The organism is Klebsiella sp. GW_Kp182, from assembly GCF_040062275.1.
Taxonomy (GTDB): Bacteria; Pseudomonadota; Gammaproteobacteria; order Enterobacterales; family Enterobacteriaceae; genus Klebsiella; species Klebsiella michiganensis.
This window is the reverse complement of sequence record NZ_JBEAFQ010000066.1, coordinates 16,899-27,962: the sequence shown is the minus strand read 5'-3', so window position 1 is coordinate 27,962 and position 11,064 is coordinate 16,899. Positions and strand designations below refer to the sequence as shown.

The window sequence follows — 11,064 nt, the reverse complement described above, 5'->3', positions numbered from 1 at the left end:
GTAGCCGGAAGTTCGGTCAGGGGAGCAAGCGTACTTTTTTCCCGGGTCGCGGCGTTGATGAACCTGTAGCCCGGCTAAGCGTAGCGCAAGCCGGGAAAATTTCCGTGTTACAGGTGTTTGTTAGGCTGAGGCTCCCTCAGTCCGCGGGGCACACTACGCCAAATCTTCCCCATTGCTGGCAATCACCTTCTTATACCACCAGAACGACTTTTTGCGTTTTCGCGCCAGCGTGCCGCGTCCGGCATCGTCGCGGTCGACGTAGACAAAGCCGTAGCGCTTGCTCATCTCGCCGGTGGAGGCGGACACCAGATCGATACAGCCCCAGCTGGTGTAGCCCATCACCGGAATGCCGTCCTCGATGGCGTCACCCATCGCTTTAATATGCTCGCGCAGATAGCTGATGCGGTAGTCGTCGTTAATCTCGCCGTTAGCGTCAATCTCATCCCGCGCGCCGAGACCGTTTTCCACGAGGAACAGCGGTTTCTGGTAGCGGTCATACATCATATTCATGGTGATGCGCAGGCCGAGCGGGTCGATGCCCCAGCCCCATTCGCTGGCCTGAATATGCGGGTTCTTCAGCGATTTAACGATATTGGCGGCGCTGGTGTTGCCGGCGTTCATCTCCGCCGACGCGCAGCGTGAAGCGTAGTAGCTGAAGGAGACGAAATCGACGGTATGGCGCAGGATCTCATCATCGCCCGCTTCTTTGGCGATGGTCACGCCTTTCTCGCGGAATACCCGCGCCGCCCAGACCGGATACGCGCCGCGCGCCTGGACATCGATAAAGAACAGGTTCTCGCGATCTTTCTCCAGCGCCATCCACACGTCTTCCGGCTTACAGGAGTAGGGGTAGAAGTTGCCGCCCGCCAGCATACAGCCGACCTGATTTTGCGGATTCACCTCGTGGGCGATTTTGGTCGCTAAGGCGCTGGCGACCAGTTCGTGATGGGCGGCCTGGTATTTCACCTGCTCCTGATTTTCCCCCTCTTCAAACACCAGACCGGCGCCGGAGAACGGGCTATGCAGCATGATGTTGATTTCATTGAAGGTAAGCCAGTATTTCACCAAGCCATCAAAGGCTTCAAAGCAGGTGCGGGCGTAGCGGGTGAAGAACTCCACCATTTTTCGATTGCGCCAGGAGCCGTACTCGGTGACCAGGTGCATCGGCACGTCGAAATGGCACAGCGTCACCAGCGGCTCGATGCGGTGCTTTTTGCACTCCTCGAACAGCGAGCGATAAAAGGCGATCCCTTCCGGGTTCGGTTCCAGCTCATCGCCCTTAGGAAACAGACGGCTCCAGGCGATAGAGGTGCGGAAGACGCTAAAGCCCATCTCCGCCATCAGGGCGATATCTTCTTTATAACGATGATAAAAATCGATCGCCTCGTGGCTCGGGTAGAACTCATCGTCGCGCAGCGCGAAGCGTTTCTCCTGCCCCAGCTTGACCGCCAGGCGGTGCGCGCCGTGGGGAATCATATCGACGGTGGTCAGCCCTTTGCCACCCTCCAGATATGCCCCTTCGGACTGGTTGGCGGCCAGTGCGCCGCCCCATAAAAATCCCTGTGGAAAAGTCGCCATGCGTTACCTCGTTAACAAAATGGTGTTCAGGCGTGAGAAGCCTGGGTGCCGGCCTGGCGCTGTCTGGCGTCGGCGGCGGCTTCTTCTTGCGGAATATCTTCAAAGCCAAGCATTAGCGTCAGGACAAACGACAGCACTACCGCCAGCGCCATGACGCCGAAGACCCAGACGATGGTCATCGGATTGGCCGGGTCGAAAAACTGGACGCTGGTAAACAACCCTGGCGCCGCCATTGAGTGGCTGGCGAGCCCGGCAATACCGGCCACCGCGCCGCAGATAAAGCCGCTGATCAGGCTGGCGATCAGCGGTCGCTTCAGCCGCACCGCCACGCCGTACAGCGCCGGTTCGGAAATCCCCGCCAGAATCGCGGAAGCCGCGGCCGCCAGCGCCGTCTGGCGCAGCTCCGGGTTTTTGGTTTTCCACGCCACCGCCAGCGACGAACCGCCCAGCGACAGATTAGCGCCGATTTCCGACGGCATTACCATGCCCTCTTTGCCGGTTTCGGCGATGGTCTGAATGATAGTCGGGGTAAAGACCCGGTGCATCCCGGTCATTACCAGCAGCGGCCACAGGGCGCCCATGATCGCCACCGACAGCCAGCCGAGATAGCTGTGGATCGTATAGACCAGCGCGGAAATGGCGCTACCGATCCAGATGCCGAGCGGGCCAATCAGCAGAATCGACAGCGGAGCGGCGATCAGCACGATCAGCATCGGTTTAAGGAAGTTTTTTGTCACCGCCGGGGTGATACGGTCGACCCAGCGTTCGATATAGGAGAGGCACCAGGTCATCACCAGCGCCGGGATCACGGTATAGGTGTATTTCACCGCCGTCACCGGAATAAAGGCGAACTCCACGTGCTCGCCCTGGGCGGCTTTGGCCATCAGCTCGATAAAGCTCGGGTGTACCAGCACCCCGGCAATCGCAATCGCCAGCGACATATTGGTTTTGAACTTCACCGCCGCGGAGGCCGCGACCATCAGCGGCAGGAAGAAGAACGCGCCGTCGCCGATCACCGTCAGAATAGTCAGCGTTGGCGCGCCTTTGGGCAGCACGCCGGTCATCTCGAGGATCATTGCCAGCAGCTTAACCATCGATCCGCCGATAATCGCCGGGATCAGCGGCGACATGGTGCCGATCAGCGCGTCGAGGATCCCGGCGCCGATGCGTTTCAGAGTAATGGGTGGTTTCCCCTGCGGTTCGGCGGGGCGCAGATCCCCCGGCAGCAGCGCAACCACTTCACGATACGCCTGGGAGACGGTATTGCCCACGATCACCTGGCACTGGTTATCGCTACGCACGACGCCGAGCACGCCTTTCAGCCCTTTGAGGGTGGCGCTGTCGACCCGCTCGTTGTCTTTGACCACGAAACGCAGGCGGGTCATGCAGTGGGTGACGGCGGCAACGTTATCTGCGCCGCCAATTGCCGCGATAATCTGCTGCGCCAGAGCTGCATAATTTTTAGACATCGGATTTTATCCTGTTTATCAATGGGGTACTGGCTTGTCACCGCGCCGGAAAGCGGAGCGGCATCATGCATACATAGGAAACCGGTTCCATAAAATCATGATTAGTTTCATGAATGCATACAAGAAATAAAAAAATAAGATCTTGATTTTGTGATTTTGATCGCTGTGTGCGCATCAGCGCGGGCGACGCGCAAATGCTGAAAAAGCGCAGCGCGTGCAGTACACTGCGGGCAACATTGGCAACAGGAATAACCACATGGCAACGATGCTGGAGGTAGCGAAGCGCGCGGGGGTGTCAAAGGCCACCGTTTCGCGGGTGCTGTCGGGGAACGGCTATGTCAGCCAGGAGACCAAAGATCGCGTCTTCCAGGCGGTGGCCGAAAGCGGCTACCGGCCGAATCTGCTGGCGCGCAACCTGGCGACGAAAAAGACCCAGACCCTCGGGCTGGTGGTGACCAACACCCTTTATCACGGCGTCTATTTCAGCGAACTGCTTTACCACGTGGCGCGGATGACCGAAGACAAAGGGCGGCAGCTGATCCTCGCCGACGGCAAGCACAGCGCGGAGGAGGAGCGCGAGGCGATTCAGTATCTGCTCGATCTGCGCTGCGATGCGATTATTATCTATCCGCGCTTTCTCAGCGTTGATGAGATGGATGAGATTATCGAAAATCATGAGCGGCCGATCATGGTGCTCAACCGCCGCCTGCGCCGCAACGCCAGCCACTGCGTCTGGTCCGATCAAAAGGCCTCGGCGATGATGGCGGTGGAAAAGCTTATCGCGCTGGGCCATCGGGAAATCGCGTTTATTACCGGTTCGCTGGATTCGCCAACCGGCGTAGAGCGCCTCTCGGGCTATAAAGACGCGCTGGCCCGCGGCGGCATTGCCCTGAATGACTCTCTGATCGTCGAAGGCCGCTGGACGCCGGAAACCGGCGCGGCGGGAGTCGAGACGCTGCGCCAGCGCCGCGTCGGCTATAGCGCGCTGGTGGCGAGCAACGACGATATGGCGGTTGGCGCGATGAAGCAGCTGCACCAGCTCGGCGTCAAGGTTCCGGAGCAGGTTTCGGTGGTGGGCTTTGACGATATCGCGCTGGCGCCGTTTATGGTGCCGGCGCTCTCCAGCGTCAAAGTCCCGGTGACGGAGATGATCAAAGAGAGCATCAACCGGCTGATCTTTATGCTCGACGGCGGCGATTTTAAATTTCAGCAAACCTTTTCCGGCGAGCTGATTGAACGCGACTCGATGGTTCCCGGCCCGCACGCCTGACGTCGTCAGCTGTCATCGTCACAACTGACGATGACAGTATCTTCCGTATTTATCTTCTTTAATATCAGCAAGATAAAAGTTGGAACGCATTATGCATACTCCGGCGCGTAACCTTCTTACAGCTGGAGAAATGGATGAACCGTTTCATTATCGCCGACGCGAGCAAATGCATCGGCTGCCGCACCTGTGAAGTGGCCTGCGTGGTCTCTCATCAGGAAAATCAGGACTGCGCCGCGCTGACGCCAAAAAGCTTTTTACCGCGTATTCACGTGATCAAAGGCGTTAACGTGTCGACGGCCACCGCCTGCCGTCAGTGCGAGGACGCCCCGTGCGCCAACGTCTGTCCGAACGGCGCGATCGGCCGCGATCAGGGCTTCGTCCACGTGATGCAGGAGCGCTGCATCGGCTGCAAAACCTGCGTGGTGGCCTGTCCCTACGGCGCCATGGAAGTGGTGGTGCGCCCGGTTATCCGCCACAGCGGCGCGGGGCTGAACGTGATGGCGGAAAAAGCCGAAGCCAACAAATGCGACCTTTGCCACCACCGTGAGGAAGGCCCGGCCTGTATGGATGCCTGTCCGACCCACGCGCTGATTTGCGTCGACCGCAACAAGCTCGAACAGATGAATATCGAAAAACGCCGCCGCACCGCGCTGGCCTGGTAAGCCGGTCGCGCAATGAACGGGGTGCAAATCCGCATTCGCGGTAAAGTGCAGGGGGTGGGATTCCGCCCCTTCGTCTGGCAGCTGGCGCAGCAGCTGGAGCTGCGCGGCGACGTGTGCAACGACGGCGACGGCGTGCTGGTGCGCCTTGTCGGCGATGATGCGCCATTTCTCGCCGCGTTAACCCGGCGCTGCCCGCCGCTGGCGCGTATCGACAGCGCGGCAGCGGCGCCTTTTGTCTGGGCCGCGCCGCCGCCGGGCTTTACCATCCGCCAAAGCGGGGCCGGAAGCATGCGCACGCAGATTGTGCCCGATGCCGCTACCTGCCCGGCATGCCTGGCGGAGATGAACAACCCGCGGGAGCGCCGCTACCGCTATCCGTTTATCAACTGCACCCACTGCGGGCCGCGCTTTACCATTATTCGCGCTATGCCCTACGACCGCCCGCTGACCTCTATGTCGCCGTTTCCTCTTTGCCCCGCCTGCGCGGCGGAATATGGCGATCCCGCCGATCGCCGCTTTCACGCGCAGCCGGTAGCCTGCGCCGAGTGCGGGCCGCAGCTGGAGTGGCGCGGCCCGCAGGAACATTTATTTGGCGAAGCCGCCTTAGATGCGACGATTGCTCGCCTGCTGGCGGGCGATATTGTGGCGGTGAAGGGGCTGGGCGGTTTCCATCTGCTGTGCGACGCCGGAAACCGCGAGGCCGTGGCGAAGCTGCGGGCGCGTAAGTATCGCCCGGCGAAACCGCTGGCGGTGATGCTGGCGACAACGGCGGGGCTCGATGAACCGGCGCTGACGCTGCTGACCTCGCCCGCCGCGCCGATCGTGCTGCTGGAGAAAACGCAGGTGGCCGGCCTGTGCGACCAGATTGCGCCAGGGCTTGCGGAAGTAGGGGGGATGCTGCCGTCTAATCCACTGCAGCATTTACTTTCGCAGGCGCTGGCGCGCCCATTAGTGATGACCTCCGGCAACCTCAGCGGCCGCCCGCCGGCGTTAACCAACGCCGAGGCGCTGGCGGATTTAGCCGGAATTGCCGACGGATTTCTGCTGCATAATCGCGAGATTGTGCAGCGGATGGATGATTCCGTGGTGCGGCAAAGCGGCGAGATGCTGCGCCGTGCCCGTGGCTACGTGCCTGACGCGCTGGCGCTGCCGCCGGGTTTCCACGACGTACCGCCGCTGCTGGCTCTCGGCGCGGATATGAAAAATACGTTCTGCCTGCTGCGCGGCGATGAAGCGGTGCTCAGCCAGCATTTTGGCGATCTCGATGAGGAGGGCGTCGAGGCGCAGTGGCGGCAGGCGCTGCGTCTGATGCAGGAGATTTACGCTTTTACCCCGCAGCGGGTGGTTGCCGACGCCCATCCCGGCTACCGCGCTTCGCGGTGGGCGGCGTCGCTTATGCTGCCGGTGGACCGCGTGTTGCATCATCATGCCCACGCGGCCGCCTGCCTGGCCGAGCACCGCTGGCCGCGGGAGGGAGGCGACGTGATTGCCCTTATCCTCGACGGTATCGGGATGGGGGAAAACGGCGAGCTGTGGGGCGGCGAGTGCCTGCGGGTCAACTATCGCGAGTGCGAGCATCTCGGCGGTCTGCCGGCGGTGGCGCTGCCCGGCGGCGACCTCGCGGCGCGTCAGCCGTGGCGCAATCTGCTCGCCCACTGCCTGGCCTTCGTCCCCGAGTGGCAGAATTATGCCGACACCGCCGCGCTGCGCCAGCAAAGCTGGCCGCTGCTGGCGCGGGCAATCGAGCGCGGTATTAATGCGCCGCAGGCATCGTCGTGCGGCCGTCTGTTTGACGCCGTCGCCTGCGCGCTGGAGTGCGCGCCGCTAACCCTGAGCTATGAGGGGGAAGCGGCGTGCCGTCTGGAGGCGCTGGCGGCGACCTGCGAAGGAGTTGAGCATCCGGTGACCCTGCCGTGGCGCGATGGAAAACTGGATCTGGCGACGTTCTGGCAGCAGTGGCTGAGCTGGCAGGCGAGCCCGGCGCAAAAAGCGTGGGCCTTTCATGATGCGCTGGCCCGCGGGCTGGCGGCCATGATGCGCGATTGCGCGAACGCGCGGAATATTCACACGCTGGCCTTCGGCGGCGGGGTACTGCACAACCGCCTGCTGACGGCGCGATTGACCTTTTATCTGGCCGATTTTACTCTGCTCTTTCCGCAGCAGCTGCCCGCAGGCGATGGCGCGATTGCCTTCGGCCAGGCGGTTATCGCTGCGGCCCGCCTGCAGGCTTAAAGGACACCGATATGATAGTGACGATTTTGCGTCAGCAGCCGCGCGCAGCGGCGCTGGTGCTGGCATTGATTGCCGCCAATTTGCTGGCCTGGGGCTGGGCGTTTACGGCGTTCGGCGGCAGCGGCGCGCTGATGGCCGCCAGCCTGCTGGCCTGGGGTTATGGTCTGCGCCACGCGGTGGACGCCGACCATATCGCGGCCATCGACAACGTGACCCGCAAAATGATGCAGCAGGGGAAGCGGCCTTTTGCCGTTGGCGCGTGGTTCTCGCTGGGGCATTCGTCGATTGTGGTGTTGGCTTCGGCGGCGATTGCCGCGACCGCCACCGCGTTTGGCCAGCAGATGAGCTGGTTTCACGAGACCGGCAGCGTTATCGGCACCGCCGTGTCGGCGCTGTTTCTGCTGGTGATGGCCTTTATCAACCTGGTCATTTTGCGCAGCGTCTGGCGCAGCTTTCGGGCGTGGAAGCAGGGCGAAAAGGTGAGCGATGAGGTCATGACCGGCGGCGGCATGATGAGCTGGTTGTTCGGTAAAACCTTCCGCCTGATTAGCCGCAGCTGGCAGATGTATCTGGTGGGCTTTCTGTTTGGCCTCGGCTTTGATACGGCGACGGAAATCGGCGTGCTGGGGATCTCCGCCGCCAGCGCGTCGAGCGGGGTGTCAATTTGGTCGATTATGGTTTTTCCGGCGCTGTTCGCCAGCGGGATGGCGCTGGTGGATACGCTCGATAACGTGCTGATGGTCGGCGCCTACGGCTGGGCGTTCAGCAAGCCGCAGCGCAAGCTCTATTACAATATGACCATTACCGGTACCTCGGTGGTGGTGGCGCTGTTTATCGGCGGTCTGGAAGCGCTGGGGCTGTTGATGGATAAGTTCTCTCTGAGCGGCGGCCTCTGGCGCTGGGTTGGCGCATTGAACGACCATCTCGGCGACGCCGGTTTTGTGGTGGTCGGGCTGTTCGTGGCCTGCTGGGTGCTGTCGGTGCTCAACTACCGCTGGCGCGGGTACGATAATCTGGCGCGGTAGGTTGGGCATTTCCCCGGCTCGCGCTGCGCTTAGCCGGGCTACAGGTTAATGGCCGTCTGAGATCCGGTAGCCCGGGTAAGGCGTTTACGCCGCGACCCGGGAATAACCTCATTTCATCGAGGTTAACTCACCAGCTGCTTGAGCAGGGCAAAAGCATCTTTCATGCGATCCTCGCTGACCACAAAAGCGCGCAGCTGGTTCTCGGCGTCAACGCCTTTCGCGACCAGGCCGTCTTTGGCGGCAACGATATTCCACGTCAGATCCTCGCGCCGGGTATCGCCCGCCAGGTGCAGCGGTAAATCCGGCGTTTTGACCTTCACCAGCATCGGCGGCAGCTTCAGTTCTCCCTGCTGGGCCAGCAGATTTTTACTCAGGCACATGGCGCTTAGCAGAATCGGCTGCAGAAAAGGCAGGACCATGCCGTTGATTTCCGCGCAGTCGCCGAGGGCGTAAATCGCCGGATGGCTGGTTTGCAGCTGACTGTTCACCACCACGCCGCGGTGCGTCTGCAGTCCCGCATGCCGCGCCAGCGCCGTTTCCGGGCGTAAACCGGCGGCGGCCACCACCGCATCCACCGTCACCGTACGCTGGCGGTCAAGGGTGACGCGAATCCCGTCGGCGCTCTGCGCCAGGCTTTCCAGCCGGGACTTCAGCATCAGATGCACGCCCATGTCGGTCAGACGATGCTGCAGTCGGCTGCTGGCCTCGGGCGGCATCAGGGCCGACAGTACGCTGGCGGAGTTATCCACCACCGTCACCGCTTTGCCGGCGCGGCAGAAATCCATCGCCAGCTCGCAGCCAATCAGCCCGCCGCCGACGATCAGCACCCTTTTTGCATCGCGCAGATGGCTTTGCGCCGCACCGTATTCCCGCTGGCTGTTCAGGGTCAGCATCAGCTCGCGGCCCGGCACCGGTGGGATAAACGGCGTCGCGCCAGTGGCCAGCACCAGTTTGTCATAGCGCCACTCGCGGTCCTGGCTCTTCGCCAGGTGCTGCTCGGCGTCGATATCGCTGACCCAGGTATGCGGAAACAGGCGCAGATTGTACTGCTCGGCAAACTCGCCCGCCGTTTGCAGGGTCAGGTCGTCGGCGTTCTGCCCGCGGCTGACCACATGGCTGAGATCCGGTTTGTTGTACTCATCCATGCTGTCGGCGGCGATCAGGGTCAGCGGGATATTCGTGTCCTGCTTGCGAATATTTTTCACCAGTTGACGGGCCGCGAAGCCCGAGCCGATGATGACGATGTCATCACTCATTTTGCCTCCGATGCCAGAACGTCAAACACATCTTTACCCAGCGAACACTCAGGGCAGAGGAAGTTATCCGGGACTTCGCTCCACGGCGTACCCGGCTGGACGTCCTGGTTTGGTTCGCCCTGTTCGGGGTCGTAAATCCACTGGCAAACGCTGCACTGCATTTTCGGGCCGAGATCTGCTGCCGCTGGCGCTGCGCAGGGCGTTGCCTCAGGCGCGGCGTGTTTGGCCTGGCTCGCCGGCAGCGGGGAGAGGGCCCACTGGCGGGCGATTTCGCGGCCGTGCTCGCGGCACACTTCCAGCGCGTCGAGATCCGGGCGCCATTTGGCCTTCAGGCTCAGGGACATTTCAAAGCCCGCATCCTGTAAACGCGTGGACAAGCGGTCAACCGCGCCGCCGCTCCAGCCGTGGGAGCCGAAGGCGCTGGCGCGCTTGTTACGGAAACGCAGGCCGGTCATCTCCTCCACCAGCCCGGCGATTTTCGGCATCATCACGTTATTCATGGTTGAGGTGCCGACCAGCACGCCCTTCGAGCGGAACACGTTGGTCAGGATTTCATTTTTATCGCTGCGGGCGACATTGAAAATTTTCACCGCCACCCGCGGATCCACGTCGGTAATGCCCTGGGCTATCGCGTCGGCCATCATGCGGGTGTTGTTGGACATGGTGTCGTAGAAAATCGTGATGCGGTCTTCTTGATAATCCGCCGCCCACTCGAGATATTTTTCGACGATCTGCGTCGGGTTATCGCGCCAGACCACGCCGTGGGAGGTCGCAATCATATCCACCGGCAGGTTAAAGCCGAGGATTTCGGTAATTTTCGGCGTCACCAGGCGGCTGAACGGGGTCAGAATATTGGCATAGTAGCGCTGGCACTGCTCATAAAGCTCAACCTGGTCAACTTCATCATTAAACAGATGTTCATCGCAGTAGTGCTGGCCGAAGGCGTCGTTGCTGAACAGCACCGCGTCGCCGGTCATATAGGTCATCATGCTATCCGGCCAGTGCAGCATCGGGGTTTCGACGAAAATCAGCTGCTTGCCGTTGCCGATATCCAGGCTGTCGCCGGTTTTCACCACCTTAAAATTCCACTCCGGGTGATGATGGTGTCCGGTGATGGAGTCGATGGCGTTGGCGGTACAGTAAATCGGGGTGTCCGGGATCTGGGTCATCAGCTCGGTCAGCGCGCCGGCATGGTCCTCCTCAGCATGGTTGATAATGATGTAATCAATATCGGCGAGGTCGATTTCACCGCGCAGGTTCTGCACGAATTCACGGCTGAATTTATGATCGACGGTATCGATCAGCACATTTTTTTCTTCCCGGATGAGATAGCTGTTGTAGCTGCTGCCGCGCAGCGTTTTGTATTCAGTCCCGTGGAAATCACGCACTTCCCAGTCGCGTTGGCCAACCCAATGAATGTTATTTTTAACCAGAATAGACATAGCAACCTCAATTAATTCAGCAGTGTTCAAATAAGATGTTTTGCTTATATCAAGTTGCGTGCCAACTTTTTAAGTAATTGAATTTAAAGTGTTTTAAGTTTTTTATTAAATCTGTTGATGTCAAATTGAC

8 protein-coding genes are annotated in these 11,064 nt (G+C 60.8%); 4 read left to right on the top strand and 4 right to left on the bottom strand.

Annotation, left to right across the window (positions count from 1 at the left end; all coding sequences use genetic code 11):
- Positions 1-153 precede the first annotated feature (153 nt).
- Both ABLU88_RS25865 and ascF read right to left on the bottom strand, forming a co-directional pair.
- Positions 154-1,578 (bottom strand): 6-phospho-beta-glucosidase, encoded by a 1,425-nt coding sequence (locus tag ABLU88_RS25865; RefSeq protein ID WP_202019341.1) that lies wholly within the window; start codon positions 1,576-1,578, stop codon positions 154-156.
- Between the two features lie 26 nt (positions 1,579-1,604).
- A complete protein-coding gene (gene ascF, locus ABLU88_RS25860; RefSeq protein ID WP_047723028.1) occupies positions 1,605-3,047 on the bottom strand; it encodes a PTS cellobiose/arbutin/salicin transporter subunit IIBC in 1,443 nt (480 codons plus the stop codon).
- Positions 3,048-3,303: 256 nt separating this feature from the next.
- Between ascF and ABLU88_RS25855 the strand changes: the two genes are divergently transcribed.
- From ABLU88_RS25855 to ABLU88_RS25840, 4 genes are all read left to right on the top strand, one after another.
- Complete coding sequence (locus ABLU88_RS25855; RefSeq protein ID WP_025107280.1) at positions 3,304-4,317, top strand: LacI family DNA-binding transcriptional regulator; 1,014 nt, start codon at positions 3,304-3,306, stop codon at positions 4,315-4,317.
- Between the two features lie 134 nt (positions 4,318-4,451).
- Complete coding sequence (gene hydN / locus ABLU88_RS25850; RefSeq protein WP_048260191.1) at positions 4,452-4,979, top strand: electron transport protein HydN; 528 nt, start codon at positions 4,452-4,454, stop codon at positions 4,977-4,979.
- 12 nt (positions 4,980-4,991) lie between these two features.
- Entirely contained in the window at positions 4,992-7,211 is a 2,220-nt protein-coding gene (gene hypF, locus ABLU88_RS25845; RefSeq protein ID WP_348838490.1) for a carbamoyltransferase HypF, read from the top strand.
- Positions 7,212-7,222: 11 nt separating this feature from the next.
- Positions 7,223-8,236, top strand: a complete 1,014-nt coding sequence (locus ABLU88_RS25840; protein ID WP_025107282.1) for a HoxN/HupN/NixA family nickel/cobalt transporter — start codon at positions 7,223-7,225, stop codon at positions 8,234-8,236.
- Positions 8,237-8,358: 122 nt separating this feature from the next.
- Here ABLU88_RS25840 and norW read toward each other — a convergent pair whose 3' ends face one another.
- Positions 8,359-9,492 carry an NADH:flavorubredoxin reductase NorW gene (norW, locus tag ABLU88_RS25835; RefSeq protein WP_348838488.1) on the bottom strand — a complete coding sequence of 378 codons (1,134 nt, stop codon included), beginning with the start codon at positions 9,490-9,492 and terminating at the stop codon, positions 8,359-8,361.
- Entirely contained in the window at positions 9,489-10,934 is a 1,446-nt protein-coding gene (gene norV, locus ABLU88_RS25830; RefSeq protein ID WP_047723032.1) for an anaerobic nitric oxide reductase flavorubredoxin, read from the bottom strand. Before norV ends, norW begins: the two co-directional genes overlap by 4 nt.
- Positions 10,935-11,064: the final 130 nt, after the last annotated feature.

What these genes read in the sequence shown, in the direction of transcription:
- ABLU88_RS25865 (WP_202019341.1), bottom strand. Translation starts at nt 1,578, where the DNA reads ATGGCGACTTTTCCACAGGGATTTTTATGGGGCGGCGCACTGGCCGCC.
- ascF (WP_047723028.1), bottom strand. Translation starts at nt 3,047, where the DNA reads ATGTCTAAAAATTATGCAGCTCTGGCGCAGCAGATTATCGCGGCAATT.
- ABLU88_RS25855 (WP_025107280.1), top strand. Translation starts at nt 3,304, where the DNA reads ATGGCAACGATGCTGGAGGTAGCGAAGCGCGCGGGGGTGTCAAAGGCC.
- hydN (WP_048260191.1), top strand. Translation starts at nt 4,452, where the DNA reads ATGAACCGTTTCATTATCGCCGACGCGAGCAAATGCATCGGCTGCCGC.
- hypF (WP_348838490.1), top strand. Translation starts at nt 4,992, where the DNA reads ATGAACGGGGTGCAAATCCGCATTCGCGGTAAAGTGCAGGGGGTGGGA.
- ABLU88_RS25840 (WP_025107282.1), top strand. Translation starts at nt 7,223, where the DNA reads ATGATAGTGACGATTTTGCGTCAGCAGCCGCGCGCAGCGGCGCTGGTG.
- norW (WP_348838488.1), bottom strand. Translation starts at nt 9,492, where the DNA reads ATGAGTGATGACATCGTCATCATCGGCTCGGGCTTCGCGGCCCGTCAA.
- norV (WP_047723032.1), bottom strand. Translation starts at nt 10,934, where the DNA reads ATGTCTATTCTGGTTAAAAATAACATTCATTGGGTTGGCCAACGCGAC.